Annotated in this window: 13 protein-coding genes, 5 tRNA genes and 1 pseudogene; 13 read left to right on the top strand and 6 right to left on the bottom strand. The window is 41.7% G+C overall.

Going from position 1 to position 14,578, the window contains the following annotated elements; all coding sequences use genetic code 11:
* Window positions 1–137: 137 nt before the first annotated feature.
* From RDV52_RS07390 to RDV52_RS07370, 5 genes are all read right to left on the bottom strand, one after another.
* Entirely contained in the window at window positions 138–1,139 is a 1,002-nt protein-coding gene (locus tag RDV52_RS07390; RefSeq protein ID WP_004366264.1) for a glycosyltransferase family 2 protein, read from the bottom strand.
* On the bottom strand, window positions 1,136–2,476 hold the full coding sequence (gene mtaB / locus RDV52_RS07385; protein ID WP_004366265.1) for a tRNA (N(6)-L-threonylcarbamoyladenosine(37)-C(2))-methylthiotransferase MtaB: 1,341 nt from the start codon (window positions 2,474–2,476) through the stop codon (window positions 1,136–1,138). The genes RDV52_RS07390 and mtaB overlap by 4 nt, the downstream gene beginning before the upstream one ends.
* 311 nt (window positions 2,477–2,787) lie before the next feature.
* On the bottom strand, window positions 2,788–2,910 hold the full coding sequence (locus RDV52_RS07380; RefSeq protein ID WP_004366266.1) for a hypothetical protein: 123 nt from the start codon (window positions 2,908–2,910) through the stop codon (window positions 2,788–2,790).
* 132 nt (window positions 2,911–3,042) lie between these two features.
* Window positions 3,043–3,528 carry a transposase gene (locus RDV52_RS07375; RefSeq protein WP_223381151.1) on the bottom strand — a complete coding sequence of 162 codons (486 nt, stop codon included), beginning with the start codon at window positions 3,526–3,528 and terminating at the stop codon, window positions 3,043–3,045.
* A gap of 208 nt (window positions 3,529–3,736) precedes the next feature.
* Window positions 3,737–3,922: a hypothetical protein gene (locus RDV52_RS07370; protein WP_223381152.1), complete on the bottom strand. Its 186-nt coding sequence runs from the start codon at window positions 3,920–3,922 to the stop codon at window positions 3,737–3,739.
* 497 nt (window positions 3,923–4,419) lie between these two features.
* Between RDV52_RS07370 and RDV52_RS07365 the strand changes: the two are divergent.
* Window positions 4,420–5,324 (top strand): annotated as a pseudogene (locus tag RDV52_RS07365) (IS982 family transposase).
* 45 nt (window positions 5,325–5,369) lie between these two features.
* Here RDV52_RS07365 and RDV52_RS07360 read toward each other — a convergent pair.
* Complete coding sequence (locus RDV52_RS07360) at window positions 5,370–6,035, bottom strand: hypothetical protein (RefSeq protein WP_223381153.1); 666 nt, start codon at window positions 6,033–6,035, stop codon at window positions 5,370–5,372.
* Between the two features lie 185 nt (window positions 6,036–6,220).
* Between RDV52_RS07360 and RDV52_RS07355 the strand changes: the two genes are divergently transcribed.
* The 12 genes from RDV52_RS07355 (at window position 6,221) to RDV52_RS07300 (ending at window position 14,572) form a co-directional block, all read left to right on the top strand.
* A complete protein-coding gene (locus RDV52_RS07355; RefSeq protein ID WP_004366270.1) occupies window positions 6,221–6,907 on the top strand; it encodes a DUF4230 domain-containing protein in 687 nt (228 codons plus the stop codon).
* Window positions 6,900–7,532, top strand: a complete 633-nt coding sequence (locus RDV52_RS07350) for a DUF4230 domain-containing protein (RefSeq protein WP_004366271.1) — start codon at window positions 6,900–6,902, stop codon at window positions 7,530–7,532. The genes RDV52_RS07355 and RDV52_RS07350 overlap by 8 nt, the downstream gene beginning before the upstream one ends.
* Before the next feature lie 28 nt (window positions 7,533–7,560).
* Window positions 7,561–8,931, top strand: coding sequence for an MATE family efflux transporter (locus RDV52_RS07345; RefSeq protein ID WP_040557025.1), 1,371 nt, complete (start codon window positions 7,561–7,563; stop codon window positions 8,929–8,931).
* A 332-nt stretch (window positions 8,932–9,263) separates the two neighbouring features.
* Window positions 9,264–11,198 carry a peptidase U32 family protein gene (locus RDV52_RS07340; protein WP_004366273.1) on the top strand — a complete coding sequence of 645 codons (1,935 nt, stop codon included), beginning with the start codon at window positions 9,264–9,266 and terminating at the stop codon, window positions 11,196–11,198.
* Between the two features lie 7 nt (window positions 11,199–11,205).
* Window positions 11,206–12,342 (top strand): hypothetical protein, encoded by a 1,137-nt coding sequence (locus RDV52_RS07335; protein WP_004366274.1) that lies wholly within the window; start codon window positions 11,206–11,208, stop codon window positions 12,340–12,342.
* Between the two features lie 683 nt (window positions 12,343–13,025).
* Window positions 13,026–13,099: transfer RNA gene (locus tag RDV52_RS07330), tRNA-Pro, on the top strand.
* A gap of 32 nt (window positions 13,100–13,131) precedes the next feature.
* Window positions 13,132–13,204: transfer RNA gene (locus RDV52_RS07325), tRNA-Gly, on the top strand.
* A 46-nt stretch (window positions 13,205–13,250) separates the two neighbouring features.
* Window positions 13,251–13,331 (top strand) — tRNA-Leu (locus tag RDV52_RS07320).
* Between the two features lie 23 nt (window positions 13,332–13,354).
* A tRNA-Leu gene (locus tag RDV52_RS07315) sits at window positions 13,355–13,438 on the top strand.
* A 45-nt stretch (window positions 13,439–13,483) separates the two neighbouring features.
* Window positions 13,484–13,556: transfer RNA gene (locus RDV52_RS07310), tRNA-Gly, on the top strand.
* A gap of 35 nt (window positions 13,557–13,591) precedes the next feature.
* Window positions 13,592–14,128, top strand: a complete 537-nt coding sequence (locus RDV52_RS07305) for a hypothetical protein (protein ID WP_004364616.1) — start codon at window positions 13,592–13,594, stop codon at window positions 14,126–14,128.
* Window positions 14,129–14,170: 42 nt separating this feature from the next.
* A complete protein-coding gene (locus tag RDV52_RS07300; protein WP_004366275.1) occupies window positions 14,171–14,572 on the top strand; it encodes a single-stranded DNA-binding protein in 402 nt (133 codons plus the stop codon).
* Window positions 14,573–14,578 lie beyond the last annotated feature (6 nt).

Here is a 14,578-nt window from a genome sequence, read left to right as displayed (position 1 = left end):
TCCTCTAACTAATTTAATCCGTTGTATATGTGCAAAAGTACTTAAAAATATTTAATCTGCAAACTAATTAGCTAAAAAATATAAAATATGGGCATTGCTAACCTTTCTTTATATGTCTTTGTGGTACTTCTTTGCGCCTATTCTTTTTCTAATTTCTCGAATGTATCTTTCTTCTTTGCGTAGTATTGCCATAGAATAGAGTAATGGGTACGCTTATCCTCATAACTTTGTTGTTGGGTACGTTCAAACGATTTTCTCCATTTCCTGAAAGCTCTTCTTGCCTTTATTATGGCTAAGCAGTCGCGCCAATCAGACTTTAGCAGTAGCATTTGTAAAGCTGCGATATAGTCTAAAAAACATCTTGTGCGCATTACCGACTTCAGTTCTCCTTCAGGAAGATTCTTCCATAACATTGTTAAATTGTTACGGAAATTCAGGAATGTCTTTCTCGAATTCGATTTAGGCAATGTTCCTCCACCTTCGTGAAATACATAACTTGTAGGAAAACAATATATCTTTCTTCCCTTAAGCTGTAACCGCCAGCATAAGTCAATCTCCTCATTATGTGCAAAGAAACGTTCGTCGAACCCTCCTACAGACCAATAGTCTTTAGAACGAATCATAAGACAAGCCCCTGTTGCCCAGAATATTTCAGAGTTTGTATCGTATTGTCCGTCGTCTTCTTCCACCTTATCGAAGATTCTTCCTCGACAATATGGATATCCATATTTATCCAGAAAGCCACCAGCAGCCCCTGCATATTCAAAAGCATCTTTATTGTTAACCGAAAGCAATTTGGGCTGGCAGGCGGCAACCATTTCCCGAGCATCCATTTCTTCTATCAGTTCTGTTAGCCAGTGGTGTGTTACTTCTACATCGTTGTTCAGCAATATATAGTATTCGCTCTCTACTTGTTTCAAAGCTTTGTTATAGCCACCGGCAAAACCATAGTTCTGGTCTAACACAATGGTTCTTACTTGCGGAAACTCGTTTGCCAACCACTGTAGAGAGTCATCGGTCGAAGCATTGTCTGCTACTATAACCTCGGCTTCGTCTTGCGAATACCGTACCACCGAAGGTAGATATCTCTGCAACATAGCCCTGCCATTCCAATTTAAAATAACAATGGATACCTTCATAATAGTTCTATCTTTAATGCTGATTTATCGAAGTTAAATTCGCCAAGACGTACTCGCATAATCTGATTGTCGAATGTCTCTTTTACTTGGGCAGGCGAAAGTTCGACGCGAATATAGTTCTTTGTAAATCCGTGCATTGCTTTCCCTCGTACAGCCTTCTCGAACAACACTTCTGCCTCGCGCCCGACATGTTCCGCATAGAAATTGCGTGTCATTCTGTCGGACAGTTGTAACAACTGCTGGGCACGACGTTTCTTTTCCCTATTGTCTACCACGTATGGAATGGAAAGAGCCGATGTACCCGGCCGTTCAGAGTAAGGGAATACGTGGAGTTGTGTGATGGGCAACGACGATATAAAGTTGTAGCACTCTTCGAAAAGCTTCGGTTCTTCGCCTCGACAGCCCACCATTACGTCTACGCCGATAAAAGCGTCGGGCATAATTGTCTTTATAAAATTTATTTTGTGAGCAAACAGCGCAGTGTCGTAACGTCGGTGCATTAGTTTCAACACTTTGTCTGACCCACTTTGTAATGGTATATGGAAGTGCGGCATAAAGGAACGCGATTGTGCACAAAATTCTATAAGTTCGTCATCAATAAGGTCTGGTTCGAGCGAGCTTATCCGGAAGCGTTCAATGCCTTCTACTTTATCCAAGGCTTTCACCAAATCCAAGAAGCTTTCGCCCGTCGTTCTGCCAAAGTCGCCAATGTTTACACCCGTCAATACTATCTCTTTTCCTCCTTCTGCTGCAGCTTCCTCTGCTTGTTTTACCAACGATCTTATATTAGGATTACGCGAGAAACCTCGGGCAAAAGGTATGGTACAATAAGTGCAGAAGTAATTGCAGCCATCTTGAACTTTCAGGAAATAGCGCGTGCGGTTACCTCTGGAGCAACTGGGTTGGAATTTCACAATGTCTTTTGTCTTTACCGAATGATAGCTTCCCGGTTGTGGCTGTCCGTCGAAGTTGTTCCATGCATTACTAAGATATTGTATTAAGTCTGCCTTCTCATTGCTTCCCAACACCAAGTTTACGTTCGGAATGTTGGCAACCCGCTCGCTCTCTAACTGTGCGTAGCAGCCTGTTACCACGATAAAAGCACCAGGGTTTTGTCTTGCCATACGGTTGATAACCTGTCTACATTTATGGTCGGCAACTTCTGTTACCGAACAAGTATTTATAAGGCATATATCGGCAACTTCGTCTTTCTTTGCTTCTCGTACGCCCATGTCGCGCAGCATACGAGCGAAAGTACTTGTTTCAGAAAAGTTAAGCTTGCACCCTAAGGTGTAATATCTAGCCGTTTTCCCTTGAAATGAAGATGTATCTATCATGCGTGCAAAGGTACAGCTATTCCATCGTTCTGCCAAATCCCGAGTCGTCGGTTGATGTTATTTTACAACTTAACCCACGCTTAACCGTTCGTATAGTTTTATATATAATATGGTGTACAGTATTTAAACTGACGTGAGTTCGATAAATTTATTGGTTGTTTCATCTTGCCTGAGACCGCTTTCACACTCCATAAGCGGGATACAAACATTTGCCGTATTTACAAATAATTGCAATTCGTAGAACCAATAGTCCGTTAAATATTATGCTGCTTCAGCAGCGAAACTCAATATATCATTTATCCTTTCTTTATTTAATGGCGTGTTCGGGTTTTCTCGAACACGTCAATAATTCGTTGTGCGTAATAGGCATTGACCATCTGCGCTTTAAGGCGACCGATGGACGTACCAAGTTCCTTGCACATGATTTTCGCCACATTGAGTGCTGTCAATGAAGAGCTGAAAGCAAACTCAAGTTTTCTCTTGTCGCGTGCCTGACAATCGGTAAGACCTAGGAACTGCTTTGCCTCGCGAAAGCAAAACTCCTCTTGGAAACGTGTGGTGGAGTACTACACCACATCGCGTCCGTCCATGCTCTCATCCGTACAGAAATACAAGCGCCGACTGCCATTAGGTAACTCGTGGATGACAAGCGACACGACCCTGTGCAAGGACTTGCACCATGCCTTGAGCGCATAGGCTTTGCCTTCGGTCTCTCCTAAATCACGCTCATTGCCTTTGGATATGTCGATGTTCCTCACGTCAATCTTGTCACCTTTGACACGGGGACGGCCGGGCTTTCCCGTGGGTTCCCCGTCCCATGTGTAGAACAAGGCTGCGTCGTGACGCAAGCGGCTCACAACATGGAATCCCATCTTCATTACCTTGTCGATGAAAGGCCTTTTGGAGAAGGCTGAGTCGGCGACAAGAACCTTGCAGATACGCTGTAAGGTTACCTTGTCGTCCTCCAATACCTTGGCATGCCAGTCGTACAGGCTCATCTCTTTTTTCTCCTCCCCTTTTTCCAATGTGGCCTGCACAGCCTTGAGCATCATACACTCATGCAAGTCCACGTCTATCACACCGATGCCGAGGATCTCAAGACCGTGCTTTACCGCACCTGCACAGCCCGACCAGAACGTACCCACGTATGGGTATGCTTCCCAGCCTTCTTGATGAAGCTTGGATCAATGACGATGGCATTGCGACCCTTACCCTGCTTGAAGGCGAAAGCACTCAGCCACATGTTCATTTCAAGCCAGTTCACGCTGCGTCTACCGTCTGCCGATAACATTGCTCGACACGCTTTCCATAGCGTCCCATCTGCGTGAAATTGCATCTCCTTGGGATGACCATCAAAAGAAAAAGCATTTCCATGACGGTTGTTTGAATACTTTTGTTTAACTTTGCTCCATCTTCAGCACTAAATGCTGCTTTGCAGAGCCTCATATATCGACTAATCAAGTTGGTTATCAGCATAAACTTTATGTTTCTTTTTACATCTATAAAGTTACTGAAATTCAATGAGATAGCCGATTTTATTATGTTATATTTTGTTACCTAATCATCTCTTTTTCAGAGACCTGTCATGTTTTCTTTCTGCCACAATTCCTGTTAGCTTAAGGACGAAAGATTCGCAAACCACAAAATTTTAACGGACTATTGGAGTTTTAAAACAACTATATTATATGTTCGAGAACATTGAAGGAGAAAGATATGCGTTTAGCAGCATTTAATGTTTTAGTATTCGCAATACTTGCTCCTCTGTATTATTATTGCTTTTTTGTTTGGGTAGATGTGAGAGAAGCTTTCGGTGAAATTATAAACTATTTCAGTTAAGGCAACGTGAGTTCGACGAATTGTAAGTGCCTATAAATTTGGTGATTAGCGAAATTTGTTGTAACTTTAAGGCGCTAACATACAAACAATTACAAACAAAAATCGCTATGATCACCGAAGACAAAGTTACTGAAATCTTTTGTATGGCAGATGACTTCTGCAAGTTTTTTGATGCAATGACAGCAAAATATACGTTAAAAGCTACTGAAAAAAGAAAATATCATCGAAATTCTACAATGTCAAAGGCTGAAGTCATGCTGATAATGATTCTTTTCCACGGCTCCGGTTATCGCTGCTTTAAACATTTCTATCTTGAAAAAGTATGCAAGCATCTTCACCATCTGTTTTCCAATGTTGTTTCTTATAACCGTTTAGTAGAATTGGAAAGGGAGGTAGCCTACCCTTAACCTTGTTTATCAAGAAGGTCCTGTTGGGCAAATGTACGGGCATAAGCTTCGTTGACAGCACACCACTGCGTGTCTGCAAAAACCAAAGAATACATATTCACAAGGTTTTCAAAGGCATAGCTCAAAGAGGAAAATGCTCCATGGGTTGGTTCTTCGGTTTCAAGTTGCATTTGATTTGCAATGAGAAAGGAGAGCTTCTCAACTTTATGATAACGCCGGGAGATGCTGATGACCGTAAACCTTTGGAGTACAAAGCATTCATAGATTTTATATATGGTAAGCTAGTCGGTGACAAGGGATACATCGGCAAGAACCTCTTTCAAAGGCTTTTTGTTGACGGAATACAACTTATTACCAAATTGAAAAGTAACATGAAAGGAGCTTTAATGAGTGTTTCAGACAGACTTTTACTCAGAAAAAGAGCCATTATAGAAACGGTGAATGATGAACTTAAGAACATTGCACAAGTGGAACACTCCAGACATAGATGCTTTGACAATTTCATCGTCAACTTATTAGGGGCTATTGCTGCCTATTGTCTGTTTCCAAAGAAGCCGTGCATAAATCTGCAAAGGACTATTGATACACAACTTGCATTGTTTTGAATTCATCGAACTCACGTTACATTATAATTGGCTATTCAGTTTGTTTTATTGCTTCTTGTTCCGTCCCTTATAAGAAATATCGCTGACGTTGTTAAAACTATCGATAAGTACACATAGTAGAAATAAAGGTGACAGGATTTTAGCTTGAAAACTAAAATCGAAATCCCCATCGATTAGGTGAAGCAGTCCATAGTATGCAAATATTATATACAAACTTACACTTGTGTTATTTGTGCGCTCCACCATTCTGAGACACAAACCTGCCAAGGCAATGCTGAAGACTGTAAAAGAAAATGGAAAAAAGTTGCTGATTTCGTATTTAAGAGACACTAAGAGAAAGGGTGTTATTAAAGCAATAAAGGTCCATACGCTTAACATTCTGCGTTCTACAACATTGTAGGTTACAAGTCTTTTCTTCTTTCGAATATAGGTAAAGCCGAACGTACTCCATGCAATTAAAGGTGCAGCACAATACAAATAAACTATCCAAGAGCCTACGAAGTAGCTTATTGAATACAGAACAAGTGATAAGGCAGACCAAATTGCAAGAAATCGTGGCAATCTTCGGTCAATACCATCAGCACTTTCAGCACTTTCCATTACATTTTTAATCGTTTCAATGCTTTCGGCTGTTCCTATTTCTTTTTCGTGTACAACTTTGTCTGTTGTTTCTTTCATAGCATCGGTTGTTTCTTCTTTCATATTATTCATAAACATAAGTTTTTATTTGCGCCTGCAAATATAGCAAAAAGAGGAAGAAGATTATAAAGACAAAGTGAATATCTTATTATTCTACACTTTTATTTCCATATTAATAGCCTTCGGCAAGTAAACAAATCGTTTAATTTGCCTATACAACAAAAATATAGTAACTTTGCACCACTAAACTAACGGTTATGAAAAGTAGCTTGGCATATTTCATTTTAGCTTTATTCTTGCTCATGTCGTGCAGCAAGAAAAGCGAAGCACCAGATGCTTCCAAGGCAATAGATACAATTCCAATGTTGGTAGAACGGGTGCAAAAAAGCTCTCGTCTGTACACTTCAGAGTATAGAATACACAAAATTATAACGCACACCGACGAAGTTAAAGCAGAAGGAACATTCTTTAACAAGAAGTTTTCCATAAACCTTCCATTCGGCGACCGACGTGTAGCAATACCACTCGATGCTGTTGTGAAGGCATATATAGACTTCTCTGACTTTAACGAAGAAAACGTGAAGAAAGACGGCAATGGGAAGATTACGATTATTCTGCCCGACCCGCGTATTGTTCTTACCAGTACAAAGATAGACCACAAAGGAATGAAAGAGTTTGTGCCGTTCATGCGCCATAACTTCACCGATGCCGAACTAACGAACTACGAGCGGCAAGGCAGAAAGCAGATTATTAGTTCTATCGGACAGATGGGAATTATAGAGCATGCACAAGAGAGTGCAGCCAGACAACTAATTCCGATGCTGAAAATGCTTGGGTACGACCAAAAGAACATTACCATAAGTTTCCGCAAGCAGTTTACATTGGCTGATATTACACGATTCATTGAAAATTCAACTATTCAGAACAATAAGAAAGATGAGTAACGAGATACAAAAGTTCGTGCAGAGAACATTCAAAACCTTCTGGTTACAAGTGCTTGGCATTGCAGTGCTCATTGGAATTGGCATTGCACTTGTGAAATGGATTACCAATACAAATTCCTTATCGGTGAATGTAGACCAACGAATAGATGTTACACCGCAACAAATTCAATCTATTCAGAGCATAGGACAATGGGAATTTCTTGCAATCAACGACGAAGAACTTGTTGATACAGTACGGAAAAGCATCTTTGTAGATCACGAATTGGTTCGTATTTATTATGGGACATTACGCTTAGGAATAGATTTACACAAAGCCAAGCCACAATGGCTACATGTGGAGAACGACACTGTTGTTGTTGCTACATTGCCTAATGTTGAATTATTAGACCGCAACTTCATAGACGAGGCACGTACGCAACCATTCTTCGAAAGTGGTTCATGGTCGGAAGCCGATAAAGAGAAACTATATAACATAGCTTACCGGAAAATGCTAAAACGTTGTTTCACTAAAGGGAATATAGCCACAGCAGAAAACAACGCACAACAACAATTCGAGAAAATGCTAAAGGCGATGGGATACAAAAACATAAGAGTTGAATTTGAAAAAAGAGCCAAAACAAAATAACTATTCAGAAACATTCAGGGAACAAATTATGTACACAGTTCTTAAACCCTACTACACACACTACAAGTCGCTTACACAATTAGGTCTGCCTATCATTATCGGACAAATAGGAACGATTATTCTTGGACTTGCCGATACGCTCATGATTGGACAGCACAGTACCACCGAACTTGGTGCTGCTGCCTTCGTAAACAATATGTTTGTATTGGTTTTAGTTTTGGGAATGGGCTTTGCATACGGTTTAACTCCTATTGTCGGTTCGCTTTATGGGCGGGAAGAGAACAACAAGATTGGCGGAATACTTAAGAATGCTCTATTAGTAAACACGCTGTTAGCAGTTTTGCTTGTGGCTGCAATGTTCTTACTTTATTTAAATCTTGAAAAATTGGGTCAGCCAGAAGAATTACTTCCCTTAATGCGTCCCTACTTCATTGTAAATCTTATATCGCTACCTTTCTTTTCTTGGTTCAATACCTTCAAACAGCTGTTCGACGGAACAACCGATACTAAAATCCCAATGTGGATTATGCTGGGCGGGAACGTATTCAACATTGTGGGCAATTATGTCTTGATATATGGCAAGGCAGGATTTCCCGAATTAGGATTGTACGGAGCAGGAATATCTACCATGGCTTCACGCATTCTGATGGCAATCGCAATTACTATTATATTCTTCACATCTAAAAGATACAAGATATATCACCACGGCTTCTTTAAACAGTCCATTAATCGTGCCGACCTTATATTCTTTCTCCGGATAGGCTTTCCCTTAAGCCTGCAAATGGGCATGGAGACGGCAACTTTCAGCCTAAGCTCTGTCATGGTAGGCTGGATTGGAACAGAAGCACTGGCAGCCCATCAGGTCATGCTTTCCATTTCGCAACTTTTCTATATGGTTTACTATGGCATGGGAGCTGCCGTTGCTATACGTGTGAGCTATTTCACGGGGCAACGCGACTATAAAGCCGTGCAGTTGTCATCGGCGGCAGGCTTCCATCTCATTATGTTGATAGCCTTTATCGTTGCCATTCCTGTTTTTATCTATCGTAACAGAATGGGAGTCATCTTTACCGACAACGAAGATGTCTGCCAGATGGTAGCACAACTGATATGGCCCTTGATGATTTACCAAATAGGCGACGGCCTGCAATGTGCGTACGGCAATGCAATGCGCGGTCTTTCGTATGTAAAGCCACTCGTGCCTACAGCCTTCGTAGCCTTTTTCCTGATTAGCCTGCCCATGGGTTTCCTGCTTGGTATAAAACTTAATTTTGGAATACAAGGAATATGGTATGCGTTTCCATTTGGTTTAACTACAGCTGGCATGTTCTACCATTATTTCTTCAGAAAGGAATTGAACAAGCTATCAAGTAGCAAGGAGGCTATTCTCCCAGAATAGTTTTTCACCTGGCATTCCTTTGTCCATCGATAAAATTAGCCTGAATTTTTATTACAGAAAACACACATGCAATCCTATAGTCGAACAGCATTTGCCGGAAGAATTCATTCACTACATACAATTTTTACGGCACATAGCCTCTGCTGTAAAGGCAACGACTGATGCGATGAATACAATTGTCTGGCATTCAATTATTTGCAAAAACATTGTGCATTTCTGAAAAAAGTACGGACGTTTTTCCTGGAAAGCAGGGTAAAGTATTCGTTAAATTATATTTTTTACCGTAGTCTTATGCCTTCTTTCCTATTTATTAGCTATCTTTGCGCATTGGAATGCAGAGCAAGGATAATAAGACACGAACAATAGAACTGTTGGCTCCAGCCAAGAATTTGGCTTGGGGAATAGCAGCAATAGACCATGGTGCAGATGCCGTTTATATTGGTGCAGCTAAGTTTGGTGCAAGGCAATCGGCTGGCAATAGTGTGGAAGACATAGCAGCGTTGTGCGATTATGCTCACCAGTTTGGTGCAAAGGTACATGTAACGGTGAATACAATCATCTACGACAACGAGATGGACGATATGTTGCAGCTTGTTCGCCAATTGGAAAAAGCTAAGGTCGATGCTCTGTTGATTCAGGATATGGGACTGTTGAAGGCTTGCAAGGAACAGCTAAAGACCAACATATCGCTGCATGCCAGTACACAGTGCGATAGCAGAACCGCCGAAAAGGTGCGTTGGCTCGCTTCCTTGGGCTTTGAACGAGTGGTATTGGCACGAGAGTTGTCGGTGCAAGAGATAGCCGATATACATACGGCTGTGCCAGAAGTAGAGCTGGAAGCCTTTGTGCACGGAGCACTTTGTGTGAGTTACAGTGGCATTTGCTATGCTTCTCAATATTGTTTCGACCGTTCAGCCAATCGTGGAGCGTGTGCCCAATTCTGCAGAATGGCATTCGATTTGAAAGATTCCGACGGCAAGACGATAGAGCATCAGCGTTATCTTCTTTCGTTGAAAGATATGAGCCAGATAGACAATCTTGAGGCATTGATGCGTTCGGGAGCGTGTGCCTTCAAGATAGAAGGGCGACTGAAGGATATTAATTATGTGAAGAATGTTGTGTCGGCATACAACCAACGTTTGAACGCCATTATAGCAAAGCACCCCGACGAGTTCCGACGCGCATCGTTCGGAAGAGTGGAATGCAACTTCACACCCGACCTTAACAAAACTTTCAATCGTGGATATACCCATTATTTTGCCGATGGACGTCAGCAAGGCATCTTCTCGCCCAATACGCCGAAGGCATTGGGAGAGTATGTTGGCAAGGTAAAGGAAATACGCCGCGACTCGTTTAATGTTTCTACGACGGCAAGTTTCGCCAATGGCGACGGTCTGTGCTTCATCAATCGACAGGCCAACCGCGAAGGACGAACGGTGAAAGCATTGGAAGGATTCCGTGTGAACAAGGCTGTGGGCAACCGATTGTACCCTTACAAGATGCCGCAAGGCTTGAAGGCGGGTATGGGTTTGTATAGAAACCAAGACCAAGCCTTCGAGAAAGAACTTGCCGGACAGTCGGCAGTACGCCTTCTACCCATTGATATGGAGTTTGGATTAACCCCCGACGGCTATTCGCTGACGGTTCGTTTAAGTGGCGTCGGTGTTCCAAAGGTAGAAGCAAAGGCTACCGTTCAGTTTGAACATCAGGAGGCTAAGAAGCTACAGCGCGACAACATCGTCCGCCAACTCACCAAGTTGGGCAATACCATTTATGCTTGCGAGGGAGTGGAAATAAACGATAATGCCGACCGATATTTCGTTCCGAGCAGCGTGCTTGCGGAGTTAAGGCGCAGTGCCATCGAAAGTTTTGCACGCCAATCGTTGTTTGTCGAAGAAGCAGACACGCTGAAAAAGCACGGTTCGGACAGCACCAATGTGGCAGCTTTTCAATACGTAAATCCGTCGCAATACAAGCGTTTTCCCTACTTGTATAACGTTTCCAACCGTGCGGCAAGGGCATTTTACGAGCAACAGGGAACGAACGTAAAGTCTGCTTTCGAGTGTATGGACACGAAACCCATGCACGATGAGGCACTCATTATGCAGTGCCGCCATTGCATTCGCTATTCGTTGGGCTATTGCGTGGTGCACGGTGGCAAGAAACCAACGTGGAAAGAGCCACTGTTCTTGGAACTTGGCGACAAGCGACGTTTCCGTTTGGAGTTCGATTGCAAGGACTGTCAGATGAATATATACGCTGAATAACGACCGAATGAAACAACGATTTGAACATAGCAAGCCATTAAAGAACCTCCGAAAGATGTATGTTTCTTTCGGAGCAGTGGTTCTGTTGCTTCTTCTTTCGCTTGCTTCTACAAGTTGCTACCACAAGAAAACACCTTCAAACTTCCGTCTTCCCGACAGTATTCAGGAAGCACAGATTTCTCGGCGCATACTTCCGAACCACGATTCGATTGATTTGACGAAGCAAACGGATAATAGCATAGAGTGGTCTGGCACTACGACAAAGATGGATTCGTTTGCTTTCCGTGTGAAGCATCATTATTCTGAAGGGTTCAATTTCGTAGTAAGCAAAGACTCCCTGATGCTTTTAAGGCAACAGCCAGAGGAAGTAGTGAACAACCTTGAAACCGATTCGTTTGCTGTAGCGAAGGGTAAATCGTTGGTGGTAGCTGATATTCGCATTCTTCCGAACGACAGTATCGACTCGGTTTGGGTGCGTGTTGCCACGGAAGATTACGCCTTTGGTTGGGCAAGAGAGAAGCAACTGTTGAAGAAGGTAGACCCCGATACACCCATATCGCAGTTCATTTCTCTGTTTTCAAACACCCACTTGCTTATTTTCTTGGTCGTTATTTCATTGATTGGTGTTAGTTATCTGATGCGGAAGATTATGAAACGCAATGCCAACATTGTGCATTTCAACGATATAAACTCTTTTTATCCAACGCTGTTGGCTATCATTGTAGCGACGTCAGCGACTTTCTATGCCAGCATTCAGCTCTTTGCTCCTGAAACGTGGCGGGAGTTTTACTTCCACCCATCGCTCAATCCGTTCTCGCAACCCATACTTTTAAATATTTTCTTATTGCTTGTCTGGGCAATGTTGCTGATAGGCATTGCTGCCTTCGACGATGTCTGCCGATTGCTTCGTTCGGGCGATGCTTTTATGTATCTGTGTGGTTTGGCAGCCATCTGTGCGGTAAACTATATTGTTTTTTCGGTTCTCACCTTATATTATATAGGATACTTGCTGCTTTTGGTCTACATTTATTATGGCATTCGGGTTTGGTTCAAGAAGAGCAGCGACGCCTACGAGTGCGGAAACTGCGGCTCCCGTCTTCACAGGAAAGGGCGTTGCCCCCATTGTGGTGTAGTAAACGAATAGTTTTTCGGCTTACTTTTCTTTCTTCTATATATCGATCTCCATAAAACCATACGATTAGCTAAGAATACTTACCAATATAGATTTATCCATATACGCTTTCCTATATATTCTTAATTCTGCAGACAGGTCCTTCACATACATTTCAAATACGGATAGAGATCTTTATAGAAGTTCTGCTGCTCTAAAATAATAGAATATTGAACTCGATAGGACAAATCTCTCTGTTCATACAGATATACCTCCCCTTAACCATGAAGATGACATCCATTGTATCCTTTCAGAAAAAAATATTCATATTTCTTACTTGTAGGGATATTAGGTATCGTATCTCTTGCAGGGAATGACCTGGTGATCGAAGACTATGTTCACGTGTTTGCTCTAATTTTAAATCACAAAATATGTGAGAGTTCTGATACAGTCAAGTGTTTGGAATTTTTTGTCTACCAAATAATTGGATTTATAACAAAAAATGGTGCGGAATTAATGAGTTCTCAGAATGTCCGTTAATATTCCCAACCTCATCTAATATTGTATTCCTAATACACTAAAAGCTCAAGATATAGTCGTAAGAGTATTGTATTACATAAAAAATCCGAAAAAAATGTAGTAAAATTTGGAGGAACAAAAAGAATACAGTATCTTTGCACTCGCAAATCGGAAATAGGTCATCTATTAGATTTCAACGGGGTGTAGCGCAGCCCGGTAGCGCGCCTGGTTTGGGACCAGGTGGTCGCAGGTTCGAATCCTGTCGCCCCGACAATTTAAGGCATTTGGCGAAATGTCAGTTTTGCGGAAATAGCTCAGTTGGTAGAGCACAACCTTGCCAAGGTTGGGGTCGCGAGTTCGAGTCTCGTTTTCCGCTCTTGTTTGAAATTTTGATGTAAGTAGATAGAGACCTGTTCTCAAAAGCCCAGGTGGCGGAATTGGTAGACGCGCACGTTTCAGGTGCGTGTGTTTATAACGTGCAGGTTCGAGTCCTGTTCTGGGCACTACTACTTATATAAATGTATTTGGAGAGGTGGCGGAATTGGTAGACGCGCTACTTTGAGGGGGTAGTGAAAATTGCTTCGTGGGAGTTCGAGTCTCCTCCTCTTCACTTATATAGATATAATTTCTCTGGATGAGAAATATTTATTTGCCTGCGGAAATAGCTCAGTTGGTAGAGCACAACCTTGCCAAGGTTGGGGTCGCGAGTTCGAGTCTCGTTTTCCGCTCTTGTTTTTTAGAGAAACATTCTAACACCAGCTAAATGAATTTATATTTAAGATATTTCAATAATGAGGCATTAGTATATAATGTTGAAGAAGCTTTAGATTTTTTGGCTTCAATTCCTGATATTCAACTTACACCGGAGTTGGAAGATGATATACGATTGTATGCTGAAAGCGATGTTTACTATCCTAAGAGATATAAGGTACGCCCGCGTGTCTACTTTATTATTATAAAGACCGAAGCTCAGACGATGCTTGATTTTAAACAAAAGAAGGCTATCAGGCTGGGGGGGATGGCTTTGAAAAAAGAGAATCCAACTATAATGCACCTTAATGAAGAACGTGATGGGTGGTACGAAGGTACTTTAAATTTTAAGCGTGTAGTATATATTGTCGCAACTGGCAAATACGAATATCGAGATACGATATTTGTTGCACAATGTAAGTCTATTTCGGGTATCGATTGTTATAATCGTATTGTTGATTACTTGCGAGACCGTGTTGATTCGCGTAGTCAGTTTCCATCTGCTAAAGGTAAAAACTTTAATTTCAGATATCTTGGAATGTGGAAATAACAACCTATCTTTGCGTGGTTGTCAATTATCATTTTCTCTACTATGAATAAAGTAATGTTGATAGGATATGTGGGGAAAGAGCCAGAAGTGCATTATTATGATATAGATCAATCTGTAGCATCTTTCTCTTTGGCAACAACAGAACGAGGATACACTTTACCAAATGGAACAAAGATTCCCGATCATACTGATTGGCATGAGATTGTATTGTTCAAAAATTTGAGCAAGTATGCAGAGAAATACATTCACAAAGGTGATAAACTGTATGTAGAAGGACGGGTACGATACCGAAACTATGATGATAAGAAAGGTATACGTCGGCAAATTACAGAGATTTATGCAGATTCTTTAGAATGGTTAGCGGCATCTAAGACGAACGAAATCTTTAGTGTTGATAATGGAGATTCATTACCAACAGTGGGAGAAATAGAAAATTTCAAATAACCATTT

This window comes from Prevotella nigrescens (genome assembly GCF_031191185.1).
GTDB classification, from domain to species: domain Bacteria; phylum Bacteroidota; class Bacteroidia; order Bacteroidales; family Bacteroidaceae; genus Prevotella; species Prevotella nigrescens.
The sequence above is the reverse complement of the archived record's forward strand: the minus strand, read 5'-3'. Positions and strand labels throughout refer to the sequence as shown.

Coding starts and splice junctions, on each gene's coding strand:
- RDV52_RS07390 (WP_004366264.1), bottom strand. CDS start 1,139: ATGAAGGTATCCATTGTTATTTTAAATTGGAATGGCAGGGCTATGTTG.
- mtaB (WP_004366265.1), bottom strand. CDS start 2,476: ATGATAGATACATCTTCATTTCAAGGGAAAACGGCTAGATATTACACC.
- RDV52_RS07375 (WP_223381151.1), bottom strand. CDS start 3,528: ATGATGCTCAAGGCTGTGCAGGCCACATTGGAAAAAGGGGAGGAGAAA.
- RDV52_RS07370 (WP_223381152.1), bottom strand. CDS start 3,922: ATGAGGCTCTGCAAAGCAGCATTTAGTGCTGAAGATGGAGCAAAGTTA.
- RDV52_RS07360 (WP_223381153.1), bottom strand. CDS start 6,035: ATGAATAATATGAAAGAAGAAACAACCGATGCTATGAAAGAAACAACA.
- RDV52_RS07355 (WP_004366270.1), top strand. CDS start 6,221: ATGAAAAGTAGCTTGGCATATTTCATTTTAGCTTTATTCTTGCTCATG.
- RDV52_RS07350 (WP_004366271.1), top strand. CDS start 6,900: ATGAGTAACGAGATACAAAAGTTCGTGCAGAGAACATTCAAAACCTTC.
- RDV52_RS07345 (WP_040557025.1), top strand. CDS start 7,561: ATGTACACAGTTCTTAAACCCTACTACACACACTACAAGTCGCTTACA.
- RDV52_RS07340 (WP_004366273.1), top strand. CDS start 9,264: ATGCAGAGCAAGGATAATAAGACACGAACAATAGAACTGTTGGCTCCA.
- RDV52_RS07335 (WP_004366274.1), top strand. CDS start 11,206: ATGAAACAACGATTTGAACATAGCAAGCCATTAAAGAACCTCCGAAAG.
- RDV52_RS07305 (WP_004364616.1), top strand. CDS start 13,592: ATGAATTTATATTTAAGATATTTCAATAATGAGGCATTAGTATATAAT.
- RDV52_RS07300 (WP_004366275.1), top strand. CDS start 14,171: ATGAATAAAGTAATGTTGATAGGATATGTGGGGAAAGAGCCAGAAGTG.